The 25762-nt window shown below is 52.8% G+C and carries 24 protein-coding genes and 1 pseudogene; 22 read left to right on the forward strand and 3 right to left on the reverse strand.

What is annotated here, in order from left to right:
* Nucleotides 1–60 precede the first annotated feature (60 nt).
* The 9 genes and pseudogenes from glmU (at nucleotide 61) to AO240_RS11310 (ending at nucleotide 12722) form a co-directional block, all read left to right on the forward strand.
* Nucleotides 61–1428, forward strand: a complete 1368-nt coding sequence (gene glmU / locus AO240_RS11275) for a bifunctional UDP-N-acetylglucosamine diphosphorylase/glucosamine-1-phosphate N-acetyltransferase GlmU (RefSeq protein ID WP_099236590.1) — start codon at nucleotides 61–63, stop codon at nucleotides 1426–1428.
* A 227-nt stretch (nucleotides 1429–1655) separates the two neighbouring features.
* The gene (locus AO240_RS11280) at nucleotides 1656–2423 is read left to right on the forward strand and encodes a DeoR/GlpR family DNA-binding transcription regulator (RefSeq protein ID WP_058415805.1); all 768 of its coding nucleotides are present in this window, start codon (nucleotides 1656–1658) and stop codon (nucleotides 2421–2423) included.
* A gap of 10 nt (nucleotides 2424–2433) precedes the next feature.
* Entirely contained in the window at nucleotides 2434–4266 is a 1833-nt protein-coding gene (gene glmS, locus AO240_RS11285) for a glutamine--fructose-6-phosphate transaminase (isomerizing) (protein ID WP_099236591.1), read from the forward strand.
* 280 nt (nucleotides 4267–4546) lie between these two features.
* A complete protein-coding gene (locus tag AO240_RS11290) occupies nucleotides 4547–5404 on the forward strand; it encodes a TnsA endonuclease N-terminal domain-containing protein (RefSeq protein ID WP_061433812.1) in 858 nt (285 codons plus the stop codon).
* Nucleotides 5401–7569, forward strand: a complete 2169-nt coding sequence (locus tag AO240_RS11295; RefSeq protein WP_038444699.1) for a Mu transposase C-terminal domain-containing protein — start codon at nucleotides 5401–5403, stop codon at nucleotides 7567–7569. Before AO240_RS11290 ends, AO240_RS11295 begins: the two co-directional genes overlap by 4 nt.
* On the forward strand, nucleotides 7566–9035 hold the full coding sequence (locus tag AO240_RS11300; RefSeq protein ID WP_019334869.1) for an ATP-binding protein: 1470 nt from the start codon (nucleotides 7566–7568) through the stop codon (nucleotides 9033–9035). The genes AO240_RS11295 and AO240_RS11300 overlap by 4 nt, the downstream gene beginning before the upstream one ends.
* Before the next feature lie 15 nt (nucleotides 9036–9050).
* Nucleotides 9051–9524: pseudogene (locus AO240_RS28940) on the forward strand (TniQ family protein); the annotation flags it as partial.
* A 54-nt stretch (nucleotides 9525–9578) separates the two neighbouring features.
* Complete coding sequence (locus AO240_RS11305; RefSeq protein WP_227496890.1) at nucleotides 9579–10730, forward strand: TnsD family Tn7-like transposition protein; 1152 nt, start codon at nucleotides 9579–9581, stop codon at nucleotides 10728–10730.
* Between the two features lie 318 nt (nucleotides 10731–11048).
* Nucleotides 11049–12722 (forward strand): TniQ family protein, encoded by a 1674-nt coding sequence (locus AO240_RS11310; protein WP_074321233.1) that lies wholly within the window; start codon nucleotides 11049–11051, stop codon nucleotides 12720–12722.
* A gap of 386 nt (nucleotides 12723–13108) precedes the next feature.
* Here AO240_RS11310 and AO240_RS11315 read toward each other — a convergent pair whose 3' ends face one another.
* Both AO240_RS11315 and AO240_RS11320 read right to left on the reverse strand, forming a co-directional pair.
* A complete protein-coding gene (locus AO240_RS11315; protein ID WP_019334872.1) occupies nucleotides 13109–13666 on the reverse strand; it encodes an arsinothricin resistance N-acetyltransferase ArsN1 family A in 558 nt (185 codons plus the stop codon).
* Between the two features lie 53 nt (nucleotides 13667–13719).
* The gene (locus AO240_RS11320; protein ID WP_099236679.1) at nucleotides 13720–14217 is read right to left on the reverse strand and encodes a MarR family winged helix-turn-helix transcriptional regulator; all 498 of its coding nucleotides are present in this window, start codon (nucleotides 14215–14217) and stop codon (nucleotides 13720–13722) included.
* Between the two features lie 380 nt (nucleotides 14218–14597).
* Between AO240_RS11320 and AO240_RS11330 the strand changes: the two genes are divergently transcribed.
* The 13 genes from AO240_RS11330 (at nucleotide 14598) to AO240_RS11390 (ending at nucleotide 24974) form a co-directional block, all read left to right on the forward strand.
* The gene (locus tag AO240_RS11330; RefSeq protein ID WP_019334875.1) at nucleotides 14598–15020 is read left to right on the forward strand and encodes an arsenate reductase ArsC; all 423 of its coding nucleotides are present in this window, start codon (nucleotides 14598–14600) and stop codon (nucleotides 15018–15020) included.
* Nucleotides 15017–15373, forward strand: a complete 357-nt coding sequence (locus tag AO240_RS11335; RefSeq protein ID WP_032901556.1) for a metalloregulator ArsR/SmtB family transcription factor — start codon at nucleotides 15017–15019, stop codon at nucleotides 15371–15373. The genes AO240_RS11330 and AO240_RS11335 overlap by 4 nt, the downstream gene beginning before the upstream one ends.
* Before the next feature lie 25 nt (nucleotides 15374–15398).
* Nucleotides 15399–16682, forward strand: a complete 1284-nt coding sequence (locus tag AO240_RS11340; protein WP_038444690.1) for an arsenic transporter — start codon at nucleotides 15399–15401, stop codon at nucleotides 16680–16682.
* A gap of 16 nt (nucleotides 16683–16698) precedes the next feature.
* Nucleotides 16699–17169, forward strand: a complete 471-nt coding sequence (locus tag AO240_RS11345) for an arsenate reductase ArsC (RefSeq protein WP_038444687.1) — start codon at nucleotides 16699–16701, stop codon at nucleotides 17167–17169.
* Between the two features lie 46 nt (nucleotides 17170–17215).
* Nucleotides 17216–17929 (forward strand): arsenical resistance protein ArsH, encoded by a 714-nt coding sequence (gene arsH / locus AO240_RS11350; protein ID WP_058825476.1) that lies wholly within the window; start codon nucleotides 17216–17218, stop codon nucleotides 17927–17929.
* 25 nt (nucleotides 17930–17954) lie between these two features.
* On the forward strand, nucleotides 17955–18383 hold the full coding sequence (gene arsC, locus AO240_RS11355; RefSeq protein ID WP_019334880.1) for an arsenate reductase (glutaredoxin): 429 nt from the start codon (nucleotides 17955–17957) through the stop codon (nucleotides 18381–18383).
* A gap of 303 nt (nucleotides 18384–18686) precedes the next feature.
* On the forward strand, nucleotides 18687–19820 hold the full coding sequence (locus AO240_RS11360; protein WP_038444681.1) for a nucleoid-associated protein: 1134 nt from the start codon (nucleotides 18687–18689) through the stop codon (nucleotides 19818–19820).
* A gap of 2 nt (nucleotides 19821–19822) precedes the next feature.
* Nucleotides 19823–21085: a hypothetical protein gene (locus AO240_RS11365; RefSeq protein WP_061433810.1), complete on the forward strand. Its 1263-nt coding sequence runs from the start codon at nucleotides 19823–19825 to the stop codon at nucleotides 21083–21085.
* A gap of 318 nt (nucleotides 21086–21403) precedes the next feature.
* On the forward strand, nucleotides 21404–21736 hold the full coding sequence (locus tag AO240_RS11370; protein ID WP_019334883.1) for a DUF2790 domain-containing protein: 333 nt from the start codon (nucleotides 21404–21406) through the stop codon (nucleotides 21734–21736).
* A gap of 218 nt (nucleotides 21737–21954) precedes the next feature.
* A complete protein-coding gene (locus AO240_RS11375; protein ID WP_058825474.1) occupies nucleotides 21955–23280 on the forward strand; it encodes an OprD family porin in 1326 nt (441 codons plus the stop codon).
* A 227-nt stretch (nucleotides 23281–23507) separates the two neighbouring features.
* Nucleotides 23508–23783, forward strand: coding sequence for a metal/formaldehyde-sensitive transcriptional repressor (locus AO240_RS11380; RefSeq protein WP_061433809.1), 276 nt, complete (start codon nucleotides 23508–23510; stop codon nucleotides 23781–23783).
* Nucleotides 23784–23794: 11 nt separating this feature from the next.
* Nucleotides 23795–24748, forward strand: a complete 954-nt coding sequence (dmeF, locus tag AO240_RS11385; RefSeq protein ID WP_061433807.1) for a CDF family Co(II)/Ni(II) efflux transporter DmeF — start codon at nucleotides 23795–23797, stop codon at nucleotides 24746–24748.
* A 43-nt stretch (nucleotides 24749–24791) separates the two neighbouring features.
* Nucleotides 24792–24974, forward strand: coding sequence for a DUF1289 domain-containing protein (locus AO240_RS11390; RefSeq protein ID WP_017341650.1), 183 nt, complete (start codon nucleotides 24792–24794; stop codon nucleotides 24972–24974).
* 319 nt (nucleotides 24975–25293) lie between these two features.
* Here the strand turns inward: AO240_RS11390 and AO240_RS11395 are convergent, their stop codons facing one another.
* The gene (locus tag AO240_RS11395) at nucleotides 25294–25761 is read right to left on the reverse strand and encodes a DUF411 domain-containing protein (RefSeq protein ID WP_017341649.1); all 468 of its coding nucleotides are present in this window, start codon (nucleotides 25759–25761) and stop codon (nucleotides 25294–25296) included.
* Between the last annotated feature and the right edge of the window lies 1 nt (nucleotide 25762).

Here is a 25762-nt window from a genome sequence, read left to right on the forward strand (position 1 = left end):
CTTTTTTTGCAAAACACTTCTCAGGTCTGAACCCGGACCACCCAGGATTGGTAGCCATTCATGTCTCTTGAAATCGTCATTCTCGCCGCAGGCCAGGGCACCCGTATGCGTTCAGCCTTGCCCAAAGTGCTGCACCCGGTGGCGGGCAACTCCATGCTTGGCCATGTTATCCACAGCGCTCGTCAACTCGACCCACAACGCATTCACGTGGTCATCGGCCACGGTGCCGACGCGGTGCGTGAACGCCTGGCGGCGGATGACCTGAATTTCGTATTGCAGGACAAACAACTGGGCACCGGCCACGCCACGGCTCAGGCCGTACCGTTCATCAGCGCCGACACCGTACTGATCCTTTACGGCGACGTGCCGCTGATTGAAGTCGACACCCTGCAGCGCCTGCTCAAACACGTGGTGCCTGGCCAGATGGGCCTGCTCACCGTTGAGCTGGACGACCCTACCGGCTATGGGCGCATCGTGCGCACTGCCGACGGCAAAGTCGCAGCCATCGTTGAGCACAAGGATGCCAGCGAAGCCCAACGCGCCATCACCGAAGGCAACACCGGGATTCTCGCGGTGCCGGCCGATCGCCTCGCGGATTGGATGAGCCGTTTGTCCAACAACAACGCGCAGGGCGAGTACTACCTGACTGACGTGATTGAAATGGCGGTAAATGACGGCCTGCTGGTCGCCACCGAACAGCCTCACGACCCGATGGAAGTGCAGGGCGCCAACGACCGCAAGCAGCTGGCAGAGCTTGAGCGCCACTACCAACTGCGCGAAGGCCGCCGCCTGATGGCGCAAGGTGTGACCTTACGCGACCCGGCACGCTTCGACGTACGCGGTGAGGTGACCGTAGGCCGCGACGTGCTGATCGACATCAACGTGATCCTCGAAGGCCGCGTGATCATCGAAGACGACGTGGTGATTGGCCCGAACTGCGTGATCAAGGACAGCACCTTGCGCAAAGGCGTAGTAGTGAAAGCCAACAGCCACATCGACGGCGCCGTGATGGGCGAGGGCAGCGATGCTGGCCCGTTCGCGCGCTTGCGCCCTGGCAGCGTGCTGGAAGCCAAAGCCCATGTGGGTAACTTTGTCGAACTGAAAAACGCCCACTTGGGTGAGGGCGCGAAGGTCGGCCACTTGACCTACTTGGGCGATGCCGTGATCGGCGCGCGCAGCAACATCGGAGCAGGCACCATCACCTGCAACTATGACGGCGCGAACAAGCATCAGACGACCATTGGTGAAGACGTGTTCATCGGCTCCAACAATTCGCTGATTGCGCCTGTGACCATCGGTGACGGCTCCAACACCGCCGCCGGTTCGGCGATTAACCAGGATGTGGATAAGTCGCAACTTGCCGTCGCTCGCGCTCGTCAGCGCAACATCGACGGCTGGAAACGCCCGGTCAAAATCAAAAAGACCTAAGTTATCCACAGCTGCATAAGCAACCTGCATCCAGTGTGGGAGCGGGCTTGCTCGCGATGGCGGTGTATCAGTCACCTATTCAGTGACTGACCAACCGCCATCGCGAGCAAGCCCGCTTCCACATTTATCAGGCGCTGCAGCAAAAATCGCTATCCACCGCTTGACGATTTTCCGCCAATAGGTTTTGATTGCCTTCGTTATCTTTCGAAACGAAACTTATCATCACAATGTCGAAACGAAATACCCCCCAACGACGCCACAACATCCTGACCTTGCTCACCGAACAGGGCGAAGTCAGTGTGGATGAATTGGCCAAACGTTTCGAAACTTCGGAAGTGACCATCCGCAAGGACCTCGCAGCCCTCGAAAGCAATGGCTTGTTGCTGCGCCGCTACGGCGGCGCAATCACCATGCCGCAGGAACTTGTCGGCGACGCCGCCCAACCGATCTCGGCCTACAAGCGCGCCATCGCGCGGGCGGCCGTCATGCGTTTGCGCGAACACGCGCGCATCATCATCGACAGCGGCAGCACCACCGCCGCGATGATTCCCGAGCTGGGCCACCAGCCCGGCCTGGTGGTGATGACCAACTCCCTGCACGTTGCCGGGGCCTTGAGCGAGTTGGAACACGAACCGGTGCTGTTGATGACCGGCGGCACCTGGGACCCGCATTCCGACTCGTTCCAGGGCCAGGTCGCCGAGCAAGTACTGCGTTCTTATGATTTTGATCAACTGTTCATCGGCGCCGATGGCATCGATCTACAGCGCGGCACTACCACGTTTAACGAATTACTTGGGCTGAGCCGCGTAATGGCCGAGGTTGCCCGTGAAGTGGTGGTGATGGTTGAGTCCGACAAGATCGGCCGCAAGATTCCTAACCTGGAACTGCCCTGGAGCAGCGTCCATACCCTTATTACCGATGATCGCCTGCCGCTTGAGGCCCGCGACCAGATCCAAGCCCGCGGCATAACGCTGATATGCGCGGCCGTCATCTAGGAGATACACCATGTGTGGAATTGTTGGCGCAGTCGCCGAACGTAACGTTACTGCCATTCTGATCGAAGGCCTCAAGCGCCTTGAATACCGCGGCTATGACAGCGCCGGCGTGGCGATCTTCACGAATGCCGGCAAACTTGAGCGCATGCGTCGCCCGGGCAAAGTCAGCGAGTTGGACCAGGCCCTGGCCGGCGAGCCGCTGGTCGGCCGCCTCGGCATCGCTCACACCCGCTGGGCGACTCACGGCGCGCCGTGCGAACGCAACGCGCACCCGCATTTCTCTGGTGATTTGGCGGTGGTGCACAACGGCATCATCGAAAACCACGAGGTGCTGCGCGAACAGCTCAAGGGCCTGGGTTACGTGTTCACCTCCGACACGGACACCGAAGTCATCGCGCACCTGCTGAACCACAAGCTCAAGGACCACAGCGACCTGACCACCGCCCTCAAGGCGACGGTCAAAGACCTGCACGGCGCCTATGGCTTGGCCGTGATCAGCGCCAGCCAGCCTGACCGTTTGGTCGCCGCGCGCAGTGGCAGCCCATTGGTGATTGGCCTGGGCCTGGGTGAAAACTTCCTTGCGTCCGACCAACTCGCCTTGCGTCAGGTCACCGACCGTTTCATGTACCTGGAAGAAGGCGACATCGCCGACATTCGCCGTGAAAGCGTGCAGATCTGGGACATCAACGGCCAGACCGTCGAGCGCGAAGCCGTGCAATACCGCGACGGCGCTGAAGCCGCTGACAAAGGCGAATTCCGCCACTTCATGCTCAAGGAAATCCACGAGCAGCCCTCCGTGGTGCAGCGCACCCTGGAAGGTCGCCTGAGCCAGAACCAAGTGCTGGTCAACGCCTTCGGTCCACAAGCCGCCGAACTGTTCGCCAAAGTGCGCAACGTGCAGATCGTCGCCTGCGGCACCAGCTACCACGCAGGCATGGTTGCGCGTTACTGGCTCGAAGAACTGGCCGGCATCCCGTGCCAGGTCGAAGTCGCCAGCGAGTTCCGCTACCGCAAGGTAGTGGTGCAGCCCGACACCCTGTTTGTGACCATCTCCCAGTCCGGCGAAACCGCCGACACCCTGGCCGCACTGCGTAACGCCAAAGAGCTGGGCTTCCTCGGCAGCCTGGCCATCTGCAACGTCAGCATCAGCTCGCTGGTGCGTGAATCCGACCTCACCCTGTTGACCCAGGCCGGTCGCGAAATCGGCGTGGCATCGACCAAAGCGTTCACCACCCAACTGGTCGGCCTGTTGCTGCTGACCCTGTCTTTGGGCCAAGTGCGCGGCATCCTCGCCGAAGGCGTCGAAGCTACGCTGGTCGAAGAACTGCGCCGCCTGCCAACCCGTCTGGGCGAAGCGTTGGCCATGGACAGCACCGTGGAAAAAGTCGCCGAGCTGTTCGCTGACAAAAACCACACCCTGTTCCTCGGCCGTGGCGCGCAGTACCCGGTAGCGATGGAAGGCTCGCTGAAACTCAAGGAAATCTCGTACATCCACGCCGAAGCCTACCCGGCCGGTGAACTGAAACACGGCCCGCTGGCCCTGGTGGATGACGACATGCCGGTGGTCACCGTCGCGCCAAACAACGAACTGCTGGAAAAGCTCAAATCCAACCTGCAGGAAGTGCGCGCGCGTGGCGGCCAACTGATCGTGTTCGCCGACGAAAAAGCCGGCATGACTAACGGCGAAGGCACCCACGTCATCAACATGCCGCACATCCACGACACCTTGTCGCCGATCCTCTACACCATTCCGCTGCAACTGCTGTCGTACTACGTTGCTGTGCTTAAGGGCACTGACGTTGACCAGCCACGTAACCTGGCGAAATCGGTGACGGTGGAGTAATACCGCAGACTCTGGAGGCCCAACTTGGCTTCTAACAATAAAGATTGACACTTAACAATAAAGATTGACACGCCGTAACATAGATTGACACAAGGCCGAAACCCCCGTATTTACGGGGGTTTCCATTTTTTGGCTGAGCCATCGGTCTAGATTCTCCGCTTCGCCACGCTCCGGGAGTAGGCTAAAGAGGGCTGTACCATGAACAGGTGGTGGGCGATTTTTTCCTATAACTATTTTTCAGGGCGAGGAGAGGCGGTCCCGGCGGACGAAGGAGGTAGCATTGCGCGGTCGTAGGTTTTCGTCTGAGACAGATATTCAGCGGCATATTTCGAATGGATTCGGTAGCGGAGCTGGTGCCAGTTATCTGCCGTGGCTGCGCGTCCAAGACGTGCCTTCCAGAGGACGCTCCCACAAGATCCAAGGTGTGAAGATCGATCGTCTCCACCACCTCTTTTCTGACCTCGAACGCGCTTATTTTTTGGTATGTGAATTTTCGGAAAATGTTGTGGATATACGCGAACAGTATCCACTGCTACCGCGAGAAAGTGCTCAAGCAATCGCGAGCTCTATGGGAGTGCGATACCCGAAGTATCCGAAGACAGTGCTTCCTTACGTTATGACCACGGATTTTTTATTAACGATAAAAAAGCCCGATGGCAGCTTTAAATCCGTAGCCAGAACAATCAAATACCGCAGTGACCTCGAAGGCAAAAAAGCCAGGAGGACGTTGGAAAAATTTGAGATCGAAAAGCGTTTCTGGACTGGCCAACACGTTGATTGGGCCATTGTCACCGAAGAAATGTTCAGCCCCGATTTGATCAAAAATTTAGGCTTACTCAGGAAGTTCGCTCAACTGCCGCGCGCCTTGGCAGAGCCATCATTACACACAGATTTTCTGGGGCACTTAGCGAGCTGTCGTCCCTACCCGTGGAGTACTGCTGAATCTCTGCGAAAGATTGCCGCACGTTTATTTATCTCCTATCAAGACTCTCGGGCTTTATATCATCACCTGATATGGGCTAAGTCGATCAAGGTAGATTTGGTTGGTACTCCCATTCAAATGACTGCACCACTACCAACATTTGAAATCATTGAGAAACCAATGAAAATTTCACTGACGGCGGAGGGCCTATCATGAAAGTCCAAGTCAATGATTGTTTCGAACCGCTTACTGAGTTTTCCGTCGTGCCGGGCTTCGTTAGGGTCTTGTACCTCAATGAGCGATACGATGCGGTCGTTTTGATCCAATTAACGGATCCGCCCCGCCAACCGATTGGTTTAGGCCTGGAGGAGCTTCGCGGATCCGTCATTGCAGGTGATACGAAGCTAGCCAAGGTCGTTACGCCTGAGTTTCTCTTAGTGTTAGAGGATGACTTGGATGAGAAAAAGAAGCGGGAAAGGGATGAAAAGTGGAACATCATCGCACCCCTGATCGACTCAGGTTATCCAGGTCAGATATTCGCTCCTGGTGAGATGGGTCAAATGGTCGGCGCTAGAGCTGTTGAGCTCGGTATACAGCGCAAGAGCATCTATCGGCTTCTGTACCGTTACTGGATCAACGGCCAAGTTCGAAATGCGCTATTGAAAAACTATGCGGGCGTCGGAGTTCCTGAGCGCAAGTATGATCCCGCAAAGCCCCCGGGTAGGAAGCCAAGGTATCAAGGTATTGCCGTTTCACCGACCAAGGTTATCGATGCAGTGGATAAGCGCTGTATCCGTATCGGCTACTCGTTATTTGTCGGGGATAAGACTTCTACGATAACCAACGCCTATGTTGAGATGCTCAGGAGGTTCTATACCGCGAAAGACCTGTCGAAAAATCCAGAATCAGGCGGTCGTTTGCTACCCGAATCGGAAATTCCTTCCTTTAGACAGTTCGATTATTGGGGAAAGCAATATTTCGACGAGGTTGAAACTGAACGTGGCCGTAAGGGAATGCGTAAGTGGCTAAAAGATTGCCGCCCCCTTTCTGGAACCGTCCGTGACTGGCTTCGTGGCCCCTGCCATCAGTTTGAGATCGATGCCACCATTGCGGACATTTATCTCGTGAACGGATACTCCAGGCGAATGCTCATTGGACGGCCGGTTGTGTACGTCGTCATTGATAGCTTTTCCGGCATGATCGTCGGTCTCTATATCGGATTAGAGGGCCCGAGTTGGAACGGAGCCAGGCAAGCGCTTTTCAACGCTTTCACTTCGAAGGTTGAGTTTTGCGCTACCAATGGGGTCACAATCGATTCAGAGGAATGGGCCTGTCATCACCTCCCACATCACATCTACGCTGATCGAGGCGAGATGTTGGGGAAAGCAGCTGAGGGTCTTGCCACTGGCCTGAATATCGAGCTGGGAATCGCTCCGCCTTACCGCCCTGACTGGAAGTCGATGGTTGAGAGCCGGTTCGGTATCCTGAACAACCTGACAGGCATCAGGTGGCTTCCTGGTGGTGTAGCTGCTAGGGAGAAGGAACGTGGCGAGCGAGATTACCGACTCGATGCAACGCTGAGCATTAAAGAGTTCACCAAGATTATCATCCAGTGTGTCCTTCACTATAACCGCTTCAACAGGCAGCCCGACAGGCTCACTCAAGAGATGATGAACGACGGTGTCGATCCGACGCCGTCAGGTATCTGGACTTGGGCATTAGAAAATGGTCATGTCGAACCAAACAATCATCCCGACGAGATGGTCTATCTCCATTTGCTTCCGCGTGAGCAAGCGACGGTGCAAAAGGGTGGTGTGCTATTCCGAGGGATGCACTATGTCTGTGATGTAGCGATCGAGAACAACTGGTTTGCGAAGGCCCGTAGCCGCGGGGTTTGGTCGATAGAGTGTTGGTATGACCCAAATTCCTCAGCACATATTTGGATTCGGGGAGACAACAAACAGTTCATCCGTTGCGATTTGCGTAAGTCTGATAGCAAGTATGCTGGTTATCGATCCGATGAGATTTTCGATCTGCTCGAAGCTTACCGCCAGACTCCACCGACTCATAAACGTGCTGAGCTGGAGAGTCGGATTTCGTTGCTGGAGGAAGTTAATAAAGTCGTCAGCGGTGCGATCGCTGAGCGAAATGATGAGCCAGCGCCTGCGACCAAAGCTGAGATGATTGGAAATATTCGTGAGAATCGCGCCGTTGAGCGCCTCAAGGAGCGTGAGACCGCCCATGTGCCAGAGGGTGTGAGGATTGAATCGCCTGTGCTCAAGACAGAGATCTCCCAAGATCGCTCAGAAAACTTTGCCGGCCCTCGCAGCGCTCAGGTTATCGATATGCTCAAACGCCTCCGCCCAGGACAAAACTCATGAAAGGCGCCCAAGTTTTCGCAAGCTACACGAAGCAGGCGATAGCGGACTACGCGGGAAATCCACTCATCGAAGCGCTGCCACCGATCTTCTCAGAAGAGGTGGCAATGCAACTAATCTCGAACTTCCCCCGTCCTGTTGATCCAGAAGAGCTGACCCTCGACCGATCGACTCGGGTTCACTGCATCGACCGCTTGAGAACGGTGGTCCAGCCTTTGTTGGTCCACATGGATCTGGAGTCCGTATTTTCATTGCTGGTACGACGTGGGTACGTCGGACGCAACCCGACCTCTCCAGACACTGTCAGACATCTTCACTCACTTTCGGGCGCACAGCGCTACCACGATGGATTCAAGTCCACTGCCGAAACGTTCAGTCTGGTTGGCCTTAGTGGCATTGGAAAGTCCACCGCACTCGAAGCCATTTTGAGTCTCTACCCTCAAACGATTCGCCACGAGCGTTATGAAGGAAAGCAGTTCGTTCATACCCAGATCACCTGGCTCAAGCTTGACTGCCCCCGAGATGGTTCGCTGGCAGGCTTCTGTCAGCAATTTTTCTATGCGGTCGGGCGAGCTTTAGGTGATGAGGATTACTACAAGCGGTATAGGGCTCGGAACATCAATGACTCGTTGCAACAAATGGAACAGGTTGCGAGTACATTTTTCATCGGAGCTTTGCTGATCGACGAACTTCAGAACCTGCACCTTGCAAAAACTGGGGGCAAGGACAACATGCTCAATTTCTTCCTCCATCTAGTGAACAACATCGGCATTCCCGTGGTGTTCATCGGGACAAATTCGATGATCAGCCTATTTTCGGACGTCATGCGCAACGCAAGGCGTTGCTGCGGCGTCGGGGTACTCGAATTTAAACGTTTTGAGAAGGACGATGACGAGTGGCGCATGCTTGTTGAAAACCTCTGGAGCTATCAGTGGTACCAGCAGCCGGTCGAACTGACAGAGGATGTGTTTGATGCGCTGTATGAGCATACACAAGGGGTCACCGACTTTTTGGTGAAGCTTTTGGTGCTCAGTCAAAGGTACGCGATCCAGAGTGGTTCGGAATGCGTTACCGCCGAGACAATTGCGTTGGTGAGCAACACCAAGATGCAGATATTGAAGCCAGCTTTGTCCGCTCTGCGAAGCCGAGATCCGAAACGGATGCGGCAGTTCGATGATTTGCTTCCGATTGAAGACCAACTAAGCGACATGATGGCGTTCGATGGTGTGGCTCGGCCGGAGCGACTGGCATTGCTGCGCAGTGTCATCAGTCGCAGCGACAATAATGCTACCAAACCTAATGTGGCGGCCGTTAACCAAGTCAAATCGCAGTCACCTGCGGCGGTGGCGGTTGAGACCTCAGAGGCACAGGCGCTAAGTGAAAGTGAAGACTCCATTGAGGCGTTGAAGAGCGCCGGTTGGATAAGCAGTGATCTCTTTGAGTTTTCTCCGTTGTATCGGAAGGGGTGAATTAAGGGTGACGAAATGGGGCTCAAATTCCATTTCTTTCCGGCCGTTTTCCACGATGAGACGCTTCACAGCGTTCTCTCAAGATACGCCCGGCTCTGTGGCGTACGTAGTTGCGCAGCAGTTTTCGATGGAGCGCAGTCCGCGAAATGCTTTTCGCAGAACGTTGCTTTTCCATGTCGACTAGCTGAGCTTGTCGAGGCGCTGCCGTGTGATACAGGCTTATCGCTAGCCGCTGTTATAAAGCGCCATACGCAACTGCCCTACTACGAACCTTTTTTGACCCCGCAACAGGTGGGCGACGCCAATATCTTGATGGCGGGAAACGGCAAGGGGTTGATGCTAAGGTTGGGGTTAATCGCGAGCCGACTCCAGTTTGCTTCGAGAGTGCGATTTTGCTTCGACTGTGTCGAACAGGACATGGCCTGTGTGGGAGCAGCGTACTGGCACCGTGTGCATCAGCTTCCAGGCGTTTTGATCTGTCCCCACCATGGAACTCCGTTGAGGCTCCTTGATTACCGCTGGTTGAGCAGAAACTCTCGAAGAATGCATTTACCGGACGATGAGGACGTTCAGTCTCACTCCATTTCGCTAGAGATCCCTCAAAATCTACAAAGTGCTCTGCACGAAATAGCGCAGCGTTCGATGCAGGTGCTTGAGACCGATGTTCCGCCATTATGTCCTGATGCGATTCGCTCGGTGTTTCTGGATAGCGCTATTGCCTTGAAAATGGCTTCCGATACTGGTCGGCTGCACTTAGGCATTTTGGCGCGACACATGTCTGCATTCTTTGAGGGGCTCCCCTCCTCAGGGGAGTACTCGATACTGAGCAAGTCGTCTGCGGATATACCGGCGGCCTGGATTGTGAAGCTTTTACGTAAGCCGAGGGGCACCCATCATCCACTGAAATTCATCCTGCTGGCCTGTGCGCTCAAGGTCGACATGGAAAGGATACTGCGGCCAAACGGTCCTATTACCGAGTCGCTTAGTCGAACTGCCAATACCGAAACTCCCTGTGGACGAGCTGCCAACAGATCTCCAACCAATCGCTCAAGCACCAATGAGTATATGAGTGAGGCATCTGAAACGATCTGGACGCTGGCGCTCTCGGGGGCTAACGCTAAAACCATAGCGTCAGAAACAAGGAGCTCGGTTACATGCGTCTATCGAATGATACGCGCGATTTCGAATGGACCTGACCTATGGAAAGAGGCGAGGCTTTCGAAACTTCTGGTTGATAGGAGGAACCGATTTGACGGGGAATACAGAGCTCGCCTAGCTCATGAGTGTCGAGATTATGTGTGGCTTCATCGAAACGATCGGCAATGGCTGTCCGAGCTGACACAAGAGCCAGGTAAAGCCCACAGACCGCGCGGACAGCAGGCAGAAAGATTCAAAGACCTCGACCTTGCCAACGAAGTGGTTCAATGCGCTGAAATGTTACGAGCGCTTCCAGGTAAACCTGTCCGCATCTCACGGACAAAAATAGGCAGAGAGCTTCATGTGTTATCTAGGTTTGAAAAGCAGCTCAACAAGCTGCCGCACTGTGCGGCTGCACTGGCAGCCGAATGCGAAACCCTTGATGCATTTCATCGGCGGCGCCTGAGCTGGGCCGAGCGGAAGCTAAAACTTGACGGCAAGCCAATCACTCAATCAGCGCTGTATCGAACAGCGTGTCTCAGAAAACTCCAAATATGAGTGAATGCACCCTGATCCGCGTATGAATATTGCTCTGTAACGCCGTCGGCACAAGCCTCTATATATATGAGCTGTGCGTGGATTCGATGTGTGAATTTTGACGAGGCGTGCAGTGAAAGTATTTATATGTGTGGTGTATTGTATTTTGACTCTGGCGTAAAAACTGCTGTTTTCTAATAAAATAATTGCTGGCTGTTCGCTACTGTATGGCGTTCATTTTTAAAAATCCTTACCCGGGTACACGGTGATATGTGATAAAAGAACACCATCCACAGGACTCGCGTCCTACCAGAACCCACGTTAGAAAGTCGGCTACTCATGTCCAGTATTCTGTTTTTCCCAATGTCTATGCCAGACGAGACACTATTATCTCGTATTACGAGATACCATTTTTTGTCCGGAAACAAAACCGAGGCAGAAACCTTTCGTGATCTTTTTGGCGTTGCGCCATTTCAGCTATCTATCATACCGAAGCAATTAGAAAACCTTGCTTCTCGATTGCCGGGAGTTAAAGAAAGCAACTTGGCTGAGTTGCTTGAGATTAACACTACGTTCCCAGCCTACAAACCTTTTATAGGATTATCAAAAGAACCCTCTAAGGAGTTTGACAAGGTTTTATCTGATGTCGCTCGAGTGCCTAGGAGAGAAGGTACGAGGAATAGCAGAGCTAAAATTTGCTTGGCCTGTGTGCAGGCCGACCTCATAGAGTGTGGCTACGCATATTGGCACCGAGCTCATCATGTACCGGGCGTTACAGCGTGCTGGCGACATGGTGAAGAACTTCTTCAATCTTGCCCTAATTGCTCTCATCCTTTTTATCGTAAAAACCGATTGTTACCGGGGTTGACCGATGATTGTGCTTGCGGGTGGAACGCTGTTAAACCTGCGAACCGCTCACTCGCCTCAAATGAAGAGCGCGAGTTTGCAGTTTTTGTAAATGATATTCTGCAACGCAATCTGCCATCGATAGATTATACGGTTTTGGCTGCTTGTTATCGGCGTCAAGCAAAGAAGCAAGGGTTTGTTCATGGGAACCTAATTGGCACAGCTAAATTATTTAGCAGTATTCGTGATAAGTTCAGCGATAAAATTATTTCAAAAATTGATTTGGCATACGCAGCTGGAATTCGAAGTCAATGGATTAGGCTATCGACAACAAGAGGTCAAATTGATATGCCGTTGGCAAGGCATCTTTTAATATCTCTCCATCTTTTTGGATGTGCAGAAAAGTTTGAGAAATGCTTGGCAGAAGAGTCTCTACTTGCTAGCTCGGCAAACCCGACGGTCCGTCTTAAAGAGAAAACTTTGCCAGAACATAAGAAAAAGGCTTATCGAGAAAAAATCTCAATGCTACTTGAAGTGAAGCCAGGCATTGGTATGGACTATCTTTGGGTAAGTGCTTATCAAGTAACCCGTTGGCTCAACGAAAACGATAAGGACTGGTTGTTGAGTAAAATTACAGGGAACGTAATGCAGAAGAGTAGTGCCGAGCCGGCGGTGAACGATGAGGACGAAAAATACGCAACTATTCTTATAGAGGGCGTTGAGAACTTGTACCGCATCACCCAAAAACAGGTGCGAGTAAATATCAGTAACATGCTTGCACTTTTGCCGCGAAAAGTAAGTAGGCAGCGTGCGACTCGTAAGTCTTTCCCGTTGTTGTCAGCTCAACTTGAACTTCAATTTGAGTCTCTTTGGCATTTTAGGTTGCGGAGATTTATATGGACGATGTCGGAGATCGCGAGGCTTAAGTTACCGCCAAACAACTCCAGCTTGAGATTATTGACAACAGTACCTCATGTGGCCTGCCAGGCTCTCATAAATCACTTCGAGTGGAATTTAGACAGCATGGTTAAGGACGGCATTAAGGTTGAGGTTATGCTTAGAAATACCGGCGTCTCGCGGCAATGGGAAGGGCCACCAGGTTATGATATTCCCATGGGTGGCAATGCATACATGGAGATGATCGCGTCCAATTCAAAGCCCCAGTAGATATTTTTATGGCGTGGCGCAGTTGCTCTGGATCCGGTGATTTCTGTGGCTTATTGCTGGGCGTTGGATGTCATTGTTAATACCGACGCCTATTGCGTATTGATCGGGCATTGGATGTGCACCGATAGCAGCGGTTTACGCATATACGGGATTTATGCCGCATACGTCGATTTCGCGTATTCAATGTCCGCAGACATCGGTATCTATCTCAACGTCGATTCAAGCATGAGCAGGGGAATTACGTCGCTAGCGCAATCCACTCCAGTGGGCTGCGTAATTACATAGGCTTGACCACCTATTTGCATTCGACTTGACCAGTTAGGCCGTGATTGATTGTTTCGCTGTACGTAGCCTGACTGACAAGATTTTAAGTGTGATAGAGAACCCTAACAGCCGCTTAATCCATTTGATTCAGTCTTGGTTGCAGCCATTGGTGTTAGCCACGGCATTTGATTCGTAGGAATGAGTCGCTCGACAATTGCGCAGTCGATCCAACGACCGTCAAGGCATGCATGTTTCTCGTAAACCCCGACTTGGCGGAATCCGCAAGCTTCGCACAGGGCGAGACTGGCGCGGTTAGATGTGAACACGCGAGAAAGGACTTTCCAAAATCCACGAGCTTCTGCCTCTTTAAGCAGCGCCTGAAGGAGATTCTTACCCAGCCCCTGGCCTCGCACCTCACGGCTCATGTAAATCGAAAAGTCAGCGATGCCGTCATAGCACGCGCGATTGCGGTAGTCACTAAGGCTCGCCCATCCGATGACCTTATCGTGCTCATCAAGCATCACCAGAACGGGATAACGATCATGAGCCTCAAGTCGCTCTAGCATGTCATCAGGGTTACGCGGAGTGGTCTCGAACGTGGAACTTCGTTCCGCAATCCCTTGGTTATAAATAGTGGCTATCGAGGTTGCATCAACTGGCTCAGCAGGACGGATACGCATGATCGGGTTCCATTATGTTGGTAGTAACAACATTTGAATCAAAAAATGGAGATTCAATAGGCTTGCGTTGGATCTGAGCCACGCTCATTTGTGAGGCTGCAGCGTTTTTCGGTAGCTCGTGTAATCTGCCTGAGCAAGGTTAATGCTCCTTGCCTGGCTTCGGCTGAAAGGTTCTCGATCATTGTTATCTCTTCGGCAATGAGATCGCCCCTGATTTTTTCGTAGAGTTCCCTGCCCGCGTCCGTGGCCTGGATCTTCACGGCACGGCGGTCTTCGTTATCCTCAGCGCGTGACACATACCCCTTGCGTTCGAGCGCATCGATTACGCGGCTTGCCGTGCTTTTGTCTAAAAACATCTTTTCAGCCAAGACCTGAAGCCGCATGGCTCCTTTCTTGACCAGCGTTTCGACCGCGTAGCACTGGGTGACTGAAACGTCGTAGCAGCAAATCCGATCTCTATCTCGAAACTGGTAGACACGGACGAGCTGATTCAACGCCTCGTACAGATCCTCGGCATCCTGGGACAACTGGTCTTTTTTCCGCTTCGGCATAATCGTCACAAATTCGTTGTTAGCCGCAACAATAATCTGGGGGATGCAGATCGTCAACAAGCCTCCGCTGGCTGATGACAGGAAATCTGTCGCACTAGCATGTTGTGCCCAACAGCCAAAAAAGAATTCAGCAAGTGAGCTTTGTGGCCCAATCCTGGCACCTCTTAGTGTTGGAAAAATTCGGCCCAATGCTGCTGTTGAACTTGCTGTACTGGTTACAGCTGATTTGCGTTGTGATCAGCTCGTCTTCCGACGAAAAGTCGTCCGACTATCTGACGAGCGCTGCCCTTACACGCTGGTGACCGGCGACGCAAAAATATACGCTTTACCGAATATGCGATAAATCATATATTCGATTCAACGTATGTGTCGAGATTGCCATGTCTGCCCCAATCAAAGTGCTTTTCATCTGCGTTGCCAACTCTGCCCGCTCCCATTTAGCAGAAGCATTGCTTCGGCACACAGATCCGCGTTTTGCCGCTTACAGTGCGGGCTTGGAGCCAACCAGCGTCGACCCGCGTACTGTCGCTGCTCTGGCCAATGTCGACGTAGATGCATCCGGACTGCATAGCAAATCCATTGATGAGCTTCGCGACGAAAAATTCGATTACGTCATCACGCTGTGTGACAAGTCCGCACGGGAATGTGCATGGATGCCCGCCGCTGGCGAAGTCATCACTTGGGATTTCGCAGATCCGGTCACCAGCGATCATCCCGACGCGTTTCGCCACACACTTCATGACATCCATGAGCGCATTAAGCTCTTCGTCTTGGTCAAGACAAAACACTTGGAGGATCTATGACAGAGCCTATGAATCCCACGGCACTATTCAAGTGCTTGGCAGATGACACTCGAACCAAAATCACACTGCTCATCGTGAGCGAAGGAGAGCTGTGCGTATGCGAGCTTACCGCTGCGCTCGACCAGAGCCAGCCCAAGATTTCTCGCCACTTGGCGCTGCTTCGTTCAGCGGGACTGCTGATGGATCGTCGTCAAGGCCAGTGGGTTTACTACCGCCTGAATCCCGGCCTTCCTAGTTGGGTGAGTGCAATTCTGAAGGACGTCGTGGATGCGAATCAGGATTGGCTAGATACCGAAGCCAAACGACTAAGCGACATGAATGCTCGTCCTATCAACCAGCTCGTATGTGGCTGATCTGCTTCCAAATCGAGTGATTGAAATGTTGATTGCCGTACTGATCTTTATTGCCACCATCGTCCTGGTGATCTGGCAGCCCAAAGGGCTGGGTGTTGGCTGGAGTGCAACCTTTGGCGCTGTACTCGCGCTCTTGACTGGAGTGGTCACTCTTGCGGATATCCCCGAGGTGTGGCACATCGTTTGGAATGCCACTGCAACGTTCATCGCGGTGATTATCATCAGTCTTCTGCTCGATGAAGCCGGCTTTTTCGAATGGGCAGCATTGCATGTCGCACGCTGGGGCGGAGGCAGCACTCGTAAGCTATTTGCTTTCATCATCCTACTGGGTGCTGCGGTATCAGCATTATTTGCTAATGATGGTGCGGCATTGATTCTCACGCCCATCGTGATCGCAATGCTATTTGCATTGCGCTTTTCGCCCGCTGCCACCCTCGCATTCGTCATGGCGGCCGGTTTTATCGCTGATACCGCGAGTTTGCCTCTGGTAGTTTCGAATCTGGTCAACATTGTCTCTGCGGATTATTTCAAGATTGGGTTCAGCGAATACGCATCCGTCATGGTGCCGGTGAATCTGGTCAGCGTTGCGGCTACGCTGGTGATGCTGATGTGGTTCTTCCGCAAGGAATTGCCCAAGACTTACGAACTTGCTCAGTTGCATCATCCTAAAGAGGCGATACGTGATCGTCCGACTTTCATAGCAGGCTGGTGGGTTCTAGCTCTGCTGCTGGTCGGTTTCTTTGTCGTCGAGCCTCTGGGCGTGCCGATCAGTGCCATTGCGGCTGCCTGCGCATTCATTCTTTACGTCATCGCGGCCCGTGGACACGCCATCGACACCGGCAAGGTGCTCAAGGGCGCGCCATGGCAGGTGGTGATCTTTTCCCTGGGCATGTATCTGGTCGTCTACGGCCTCAAGAACGCCGGTTTGACCAACCACATCGCCCAGATCCTGAATGTATTTGCCGGCTACGGTGTCTGGGGCGCGTCCTTGGGTACGGGGCTGCTCACAGCCTTTCTGTCTTCAATCATGAACAACATGCCCACTGTCCTGATCGGTGCCTTGTCCATTCATGCTGCCGAAGTCGATGGCGTCGTTCTTCAAGCAATGGTGTACGCCAACATCATTGGCTGCGACCTGGGGCCGAAAATCACTCCCATCGGTAGCCTGGCCACGCTCTTGTGGCTGCACGTGCTGGCCAAAAAGGACATCACGATCAGCTGGGGTTACTACTTCAAGACCGGGATCGTGCTGACCTTGCCCATCCTTATCGCCACCCTCTGCGCCCTGGCATTGCGCCTCAGCTTCTGAATCAAGGAATCTACTGATGAAAGTCTTGTTCATGTGTACCCACAACAGCTGCCGTAGCATCCTCTCCGAGGCACTTTTCAACCACCTGGCGTCAGAGGGCGTGGAGGCGGTCAGCTCAGGAAGCTTTCCCAGCGGTCGAGTGAACCAAAGGGCATTGCAAACGCTGGAGGCTGCGGGCATTTCCACGGCAGGCTTGAGCAGCAAAGCTTCGGATATTTTTGAAGGCTCTCCACCAGACATCGTGGTAACCGTATGTGACCGGGCAGCGGGTGAAGCGTGCCCCATCTTTTTCGGGCCAGCCTTGAAGGCCCATTGGGGTTTGGCCGATCCGTCGGAAGCCACTGGGTCGGAGATCGAGATCACAAAAGCGTTTGACGCCACTCTCGCCAAAATTCGCGAACGCGTGAGCGCGTTTCTTGCGCTGCCGTTGAAAACCATGAGCCCTGATCAGCTCAAAGCTGAACTGAACCGTATCGGTTCGCTTTGAAGAGCAATGGAAGTTGTGCCTACTTGGCGCATCCCTAGGAGTTTGTATGCAAGATACGCTGCCGAATGTCCAAGCCGAGCTGCTTGACATTCCAACCCTGGAGCAACTGGCGCCTCGCACGTCCTCACTCCATAAACCTCGAATCCTTCTTCTGTATGGGTCGACACGAGAGCGATCCTTCAGCCGGTTGGTGACCCAGGAGGCCGCTCGACTTCTGGAGCAGTTTGGCGCTGAAACAAAGATATTCGATCCGTCGGGCCTTCCGCTGCCGGATGATGCACCCGACACCCACCCCAAAGTCGCGGAGCTGCGCAAACTGATGCAATGGTCGGAAGGCCAGATGTGGTGCTCTCCTGAGCGACACGGCTCCATGAGTGCGGTTTTCAAGGCTCAGATTGACTGGGTTCCGCTGGCGATAGGTGCTGTACGACCTACGCAAGGAAAGACCCTTGCGGTGATGCAAGTCTGCGGCGGCTCGCAGTCCTTCAACGTAGTTAATCAGCTGCGGGTACTGGGGCGTTGGATGCGCATGTTCACCATCCCAAACCAATCCTCAGTAGCTAAGGCCTTCACCGAATTCGATGAGACGGGCCGGATGAAGCCGTCCTCGTACTACGACCGTCTGGTCGACGTGATGGAAGAACTGATGAAGTTCACGCTGTTGTTGCGTGATCGCCAAGATTACCTGGTTGATCGTTACTCCGAGCGTAAAGAGTCCGCTGGGGAGCTATCCGAACGCGTCAACCAGCGATCCATTTGAGCCTCTCAACAGCGAGACATCAGATATGAATCAGATCACGATTTATCACAACCCGGAATGTGGCACTTCCCGCAATACCTTGGCATTGATCCGCAACAGCGGTGAAGAGCCAACGGTAATTGAGTACCTGAAAACCCCACCTGATCGGCCAACGCTAATCAGGTTGATCAAGGATATGGGTATAGAGGTGCGGGCGCTCCTCCGTATCAAAGGCACGCCGTACGAAGAGCTTGGGTTGGGCGATCCGTCACTTGCCGATGACCAGCTCATTGACGCCATGATGGCTCATCCCATCCTGATCAATCGTCCCATCGTCGTGACCCCCTTGGGGGCACGCCTGTGTCGTCCGTCTGAGGCTGTCCTCGACCTGCTTCCACAAGAGCAGCGCGGCAGTTTCGTCAAAGAGGACGGACAGGTCGTTGTGAAAATTGATGATCTGGGCCGTAAAGTCTGATCCCACGTAAGCGATACGCAGCAAACGTAGGGGGGGATGGTGGTGAGTCATAATCCGAAATTTGATGTCGTGGTTATTGGCGGCGGCCAATCCGCGCTTCAACCCTCCGCTCCTCGTGCTGATGAATGGCATAGATTATGATACTGTATACATATACAGTTATTGGGTTCGTGCAGCCTTACTGATCGGTAGGTATTGGAGCCCTTCGGTGATATCTGATATCGAGATAAGCCCTGAAGTTTGCTGGGTAAGGTGCTATTTTCAGTGATTCCATATTGATACTATCGGAACGGAATTCGACCTATGATTACGCTGAAAACTGCCATTATTCACAGCTTCAAGAAGCTGGCCAAGACCAGTTTTATCTCCGAGGTGGTCAAGAAGGATGTGGCGCTCGATACTGAAAATCCCGCGTTGCATTTTCTGGTCAATGGTATCCACGGCCTCATCGGCAAAGAAGGCAACAGCGTGGTCTACGGCCAGTTTGCCGATGATGACCGTCAGGGACCGTTTCCAGAGCGCTTCACCGCGTTCGTAGAAGTACAAGATGATGAAGCGCGATTTATCGACTTGACCCACTTGGCAATGGACCAGTTGGTGGAGCAAGCCGGTAATCAAGTCTTATCGACCGGTGGACACATCCTTTGCGCTCAGTACACCGCAGGTGCAACCGACTTTTTCCTGGTCGCCAGCATGAAGGAACGCGGCGGTATACAGCTGGACGAGAACTATGTGCCCAAGGAAATTCAAGAGGTCGATCTCAACAAGGTTCAGCAGGCCGCCAGGATCAATTTAGCGAGCTTCGTGGCCATAAAGGCTATGGCTGCTGCGGCCGCTGCTGCGCCTGAGCAGAATGAAGATGACGCGGAGGATGAAGTGGATTCAACCTACCTGTGCTTCATCAGCCGGGGCCGTGATAGTCAGGCATCCGATTATTTCATCTCTGCACTGGGATGCGCGAAAGGAGTAGCTTCCGGACGCGCTACCAAAAATGCCATTGATAACGTTGCACGGTTTTTTCGCGACAACAAAACGTTAAAAGGCTTTGGTTACAAGGCCAAAGAGGCGGTGATCAAGTATCTGGAGGAGCAGTTGGCCGCAGGCAAATCTGCGCGCTTGGACGCTATCTGCCACGTCGCTGTCGCACACGTACCCGCTGACTTAGTGGATGAAATTGTTGGGCTGAAAGACTATTTGAATAGCGAGAAACATAAGGTGCCAGACGACTTTACGGTCAATGCGAAATCGCTGAAAGAGAAGACCCGTATCAAGGGGGACGCGGCTAACTGGTCGTTGCAATTCGAGCGTGGAGCGTTAGGTAAGGATCCGGCCGCAGACGTTTATTATGATGAGGGACGGAAAAAGTTGACACTGTCCAATCTGACTGCCGAACTGGTTGGTGTGATCGAGAAAGAACTGCTGGCCAGGGTCGGCTAAGAATGTTTTCTAATGTGGTAGCTCTCTACCGCGCCATTGGAGCGCCCACCATTGAGGACGGAGTCATCCGCTATGAGGGGATGCCAACGCCCGACATTATCGGTGCGTTGCGAATGTGCGATGGCCTGCCCGCAGCCTATGGCAAGTTCGAGCATTGCTCTGAAGAAGCAGACTCTCTCGATATTGAGTTTCGCTTGCCATCGAACGAGTCTGGCCGGTTCTACGCGAACTTAGGCGAGTTTGTCGCTCGCAATGGCTCATTGGGCAAGGGGCAATTCCCGAGCAACGTATACATTGTTGAGCTCTGTTGGGCAGATAGTGATGACATCGAGCCTCCGACGATTAAGGCGCTCAGGCGCGTCTGCCGGCTGATCGAGCTGCTTGCACTGCTAGCGATCGGTGTCGACAAAGACAGCAGCCAAGATGGTTTTAATCTGTTCTTTGCCTTGCCTCCCGATGGGGCTAAGCCTCCGAGAACTTTTCTGTTACCTACCCAGGTTGACATCAAGGTTCTTGACTATGAGCTCAATCACCTGAGCTTGTTGGAAGAAATACTCAATCGAAAAAACGAAAATAAGGCACACCTCTCCGAACGAAAATTAATGATTCGGATGGCGGTGGCTAGCGTCATCGAGAAGTTTGAGAGCGAGCCCAATCTGTTCTTGGTGATCGTGCGGGAGTGGCGGGAGGTCCTCGCCACATACCGCGCGAATCTGCAAACCTACGTCTATAGCTTCTCGTTTGAGCGGGCCCGGCGCGAGGTGGCCCAAGCTGAAATCGACTATGGCACCAAGCTTAGCGGGGTGCTGGGCGACATCGCCGGCAAGATGCTCGCCCTGCCGATATCGCTAGCGGGTTTGGTCGTGTTGGAGAAAACAACCTCAAAATTCGAAGGTTTTATCCTTGTCCTTGGGCTGGCAGTTGTTTCTGTGGTTCTACTTGCGATCCTCCACAATCAAATGCTGCAAACGGAGCGCCTGCTGCACAGCTTCAATGTCATTTTCGATGATTTCAAGGACAAGATAAAAACATATCCCCCGAAACTTCAGGGGCTGCTCAGGATCACCATCGATCAAGTCGACAAGCAAGGCCGAACCCTCACCAGGACCTTTCGGTTGCTGAAGGGGTTGTCCCTGCTTCCAATCGTCGGTGCTTTGCTGCTAGCCGCGATAAAATACTGGGACGATTTCTTATGGCTGTTAAAGGCTATCCTAGCGATGGTGTTTTCGGTACTCAACGTAGCCCCTAATATTCTCAGCCTATAAGGCTTTTGTAACACGTTCCTCGTCTCATCTTACTGCGCTCAAACCACTCATCCATATGGAGCAGTCCAAGCAGCTGTCCATAATATAGATGAGATGTATCTTTAATAAAAAAAGCTTGGGTATTTCGTGAGAAACTCGAGTTGATCTTTAATGCTTATCTGACATATTCAGCCTACTTCGCCAACAAGTTAAAATTCTAATAGTCGAGCTCACCAGTGCTGAGGGACACCTTACGCATATGTAATATTCGCGGCAGCTTTCTGAAAGGCATCACTGGTTATCCTCTAGTCAGAAGTAAGTGAACACTAGGAGAAAATCATGAAATCACTAAAAGCTTTTTTTGCCGTTTCCATCTTGACCTTGTCTTCTTTGGCCATGGCTGAAGGAGGTGGTGACCGTGTTTATGGTCGAATGATGCAAGAGAACCAGAAGGCGATGGAACAGTACGCCTTAGAAAATGGAAAGACGACACCTGAAGTTGTTCATTATGAATATGGAATGAACCTCGATGTCCAGAAGGTAATCAGTACCACTCAAGCCAATAAAACCTGTGGCGTAGCTCCTTCGCGCATGACCTATGAAGACTCGGCGGGCAAGCTCAACACCCTGGAATACAAGGTTATGGGTACTAACTGCCCTCACGGAAGCTAGTTAGCGTTGGCCCTAGCTGCGCCAGTTTGTTCGGTATGTTTTGAGCCTGCTTACTGTTCGCTGACATAGAAGTAATTTTCAGGTCACGCTGGAGTTATCTATTGTATGAAATTATGTCTGCCGGCACGTAGGAGAAATCCTCACGTGCTGGTGGCTTTTTATAATTATAAAAAATATTTCATAAAGAAACTCTGCCAAGCTAAAGCCTGGAGTGTTAAATGAACAATAAAAGCATTTATGGTCTTTCTCTCATTGCCCTTGGCATGAGCATGGGGCAAGTTGCAGTAGCTGTGGAGCAAAAACCTGAAGGGTTCATTGAGGGGAGCACCTTTAGTATTCTGAATCGGAATCTCTATCTCAATCGTGATTATCGAAAGGGCCAGTCAAGCCCCACGGGCAATGGTTACTCAGCCGAATGGGCTCATGGCATCATTGGCCGATTCGAATCGGGCTTTACTCAAGGTACGGTAGGCTTCGGCATTGATGCGTTTGCAATGGAAGGCCTCAAGCTCGATTCAGGTGATGGTCGCTCGGGAGCCCGTAGCTCAGTCGATGTCTTGCCGCACAATAGCAAAGGCCAACCTGAAGACTCCTACTCAAAAGTAGGCGGGGCCGCAAAAGTGCGCTTCCTGGATACAGTCGTCAAGGTAGGGGACGTATTTCCATCGACACCTGTCGTGGCCTATGGGGATTCCCGACTCCTCCCTGAGAGTTTTCGTGGCGCAACGTTCACCAATACCAGCATCAAAGACCTGACCCTTCAAGGGGGTCGGCTGCATGCGATGAGCCAACCCAATTCCAGTGGCATGCGTGACGGCTTTTCGACTTTCTACGCCGGTGCAGTAGATGCTCCGTGGATCGCTTATCTAGGGGGCGATTACACGGTCAATGAGCACGTAGGTGTGAGTCTTTACACCAGCCAATTCAAGGATGTGTGGAACCAGTATTACGCAGGCACCACATTGAACTATCCGCTCTCAGACAGCGTATCGCTAATCGGTGGCTTTAATTACTACCGAGCGGTTGATGAGGGTAAAAAACTTCTGGGAAGCTTCGATAACAACATCTGGAGCGGCAAGACCGGGGTCAAATTCGGAGCGCATACCGTGACCGTTGGGTATCAGCGCAATAATGGTAACGACGACTTTGACTACCTACGCCAATCAGACTCGATTTTCTTGGATAACTCCATTCAGTACAGCGATTTCAACTCACCGAAAGAGCAATCCTTGCAGCTGCGCTACGATCTAGATATGCAGGCTTTCGGCATCCCCGGTCTCAGCTTCATGACCCGCTACGCTAAGGGTTGGGATGCGGACTATTCCAACGCGAACAGCGTGTACATGCGTCGCGGAGCGGACGGTGCCCCATTGCAGGACCAAAAGCGTTGGGAGCGAGACATAGAGGCCAAATACGTCATCCAGTCCGGCTCACTGAAGGACATGTCTTTACGTGTTCGCCAAGCAACAACACGAGCTACCGATTTCGAATCTGATTTGGACGAGGTCCGACTGATTGTTGAATATCCACTGCAACTCCTCTAACGGGCATTAGCCATCGGCATTAACTGTCCGGTATCCCCGATACACCCCGTCTCTTTGTTTCTCCTTTGGTTTGGAGACGGCTTAGGCGCCCTAGTGGCGCCTTTTTTTGGATTGAAAAAACTGTTGGTATATCCAGGCGTTTGCAACGCGGCGGCGAGCATCCCTGGGGTTGTATGGCTAATTGGAACGTGTGATCATACTCTCAATATAGGTAGGGGGGGTATGGTATGGGTCATGTCAGATCAAGCAAAGACGATCTTCTTAAGCGCGTAAAGCGAATCGCTGGGCAAATCCAGGCGATTGAGCGAGCACTCGACTCTGATGATGACTGCTCGAAAACCTTGCTTTTGGTCGCTTCTGCCCGTGGCGCTATCAATGGGCTGATGGATGAAATTATCGAAGACCACGCTCGTGAACACGTCGCGAATCCGACACTCAGCAACGACGAAAGAGCGAAAGGTGTCGACGAGCTGCTCGAAGCCATTCGCCGCTATTCCAAATAGGATCTGCCTCGATGAGCACCGACTATTCACACGACCATATGTTCCTTGGGAAATCACATGAAGAAAACGCCAAGCGAACCTTGTGGGTGGTGGCCCTGACCGTCGTAATGATGGTTGCTGAAATCACCGCAGGTTATCTCACTGGCTCAATGGCGTTGCTTGCCGATGGTTTTCACATGGCAACGCATGCAGGAGCGCTGGGCATAGCCGCAGCTGCTTACGCGTACGCGAAAAGACATGCCTCAAGTGCTCGCTACAGTTTTGGAACTGGCAAGGTAGGAGACTTGGGTGGCTTCGCTTCTGCTCTGATTTTGGGACTGGTTTCCTTGGGAATTGCTGGAGAGTCGCTGTTTCGTCTCTTTCAACCGACTCAAGTGCAATTCGGGACAGCGACTCTAATCGCAATTGTCGGACTAGCAGTGAATGTGGTGAGCGCGCTTTTGCTGTCTGGCGGTCATGATCATCACCATGGGCATGACCACGGCCACGATGAGTCTCACCATGCGCATGGTCACGACAATAATTTGCGCTCTGCATACGTTCACGTCATTGCAGATGCACTGACTTCGGTTCTGGCCATCGCAGCCCTTCTTGCTGGTCGGTACCTTGGTTGGGTATGGCTCGACCCTGCAATGGGGATTGTGGGTGCCGTTGTGATTGCACGCTGGGCTTGGTCGTTGATGCGGGTGACTTCGGGTGTATTGCTCGACCAGACAGATGATCATGTCGCTGAAGAGATTCGTGAACTGGTTGAGCGACCGGGAGATGCTTCGATCATTGATCTTCATGTCTGGCAGGTTGGGCCGCAAGCCCGCGCCGCGATTGTGAGTGTTCTGGGCAGCCCAGCAGTCAATGCAGAAAACATACGAGAACGGCTTGCGACGGTTCATGAGATCACTCATCTGACAGTTGAGTACCGCACGAAGTTGGGCGCTGACGCACCTGATCAGATCGTTCTGGCTTAGCTATGAACCCGCAGCACGCATAAGTTCGACGAGGAATTGAACAATGGCAAAGGACATCGAAAATCCCTGTATTTCTGTTTGCCAGCTGAACAGCGAACTGTGCGTTAGCTGCGGTCGCACCAAGGAAGACATCAGAAAATGGAAACGAATGAAGCGTCCAGAAAAAATGGCCGCTGTACAACGCGCGACCCTACGTCTGAAGAGCCTTCAAAAAAAGAACTCTTAAGCCACCGTCATTTACGTTTTCTACTGTTTCAGCCGAGACAGATGTCCTGATTCGGGAAGGTACGCTGAGGGTGCAACGCCATCTCCGAACTTAACACTATCGCGATCAACTGCGCAGTGCTTGTCAGCATGCGGAGGATGGGATCATCTCAAATTCTTATTGAGGACTGCGGTTCGGGGTTATCTGATTAGGCACAAGCATGCCTTTACGACGGCTGTTGATCGTCTTTAGCCATGGCTTGAGAATGAAATCGAAGGAGCATGTCCCGCTGCATGGTCATGAACGCTGACCATGCTGTGACGGGAGGGATGGGGTGGGATTAGTTTTGAGGGTACTCAGCAATGACCTGATCTGTGCCAGCTTTGGTCAGGCCGATTATCTGGTAGGCCTCATGCACTCCGTCGACTTCCATTCCTGGAGAACCAGGTGGCATGCCAGGAGCAGCGATCCCGAGAAGGTCGTCGCGTTTACTCATCGCAATTATTTGCTCAGCTGGCACGTGGCCTTCAACAAACTTCCCGTTGATCATCGCGGTGTGACAAGACGAGAGTCGTGGAGCGACACCCAGATCTTGTTTGAGAGCACTCATGTTGGTTTCTTCATGATCGATGACGGTGAAGCCATTGGCCTCAAGATGCTGAATCCATTTTTTGCAACATCCGCAGTTTGCATCACGATGCACATCGATGGTGAGGGCCTGCGCCGCTTGAGCCGTTGAGCCAATGAACAGCGCGGCGAATGTTGCGATACGCAGAGATCGACTTGAAAGTCGGAAGCTACCTGTCATG

The sequence above is a fragment of the Pseudomonas sp. ICMP 460 genome (genome assembly GCF_002723595.1).
Lineage (GTDB): Bacteria > Pseudomonadota > Gammaproteobacteria > Pseudomonadales > Pseudomonadaceae > Aquipseudomonas > Aquipseudomonas kitaguniensis.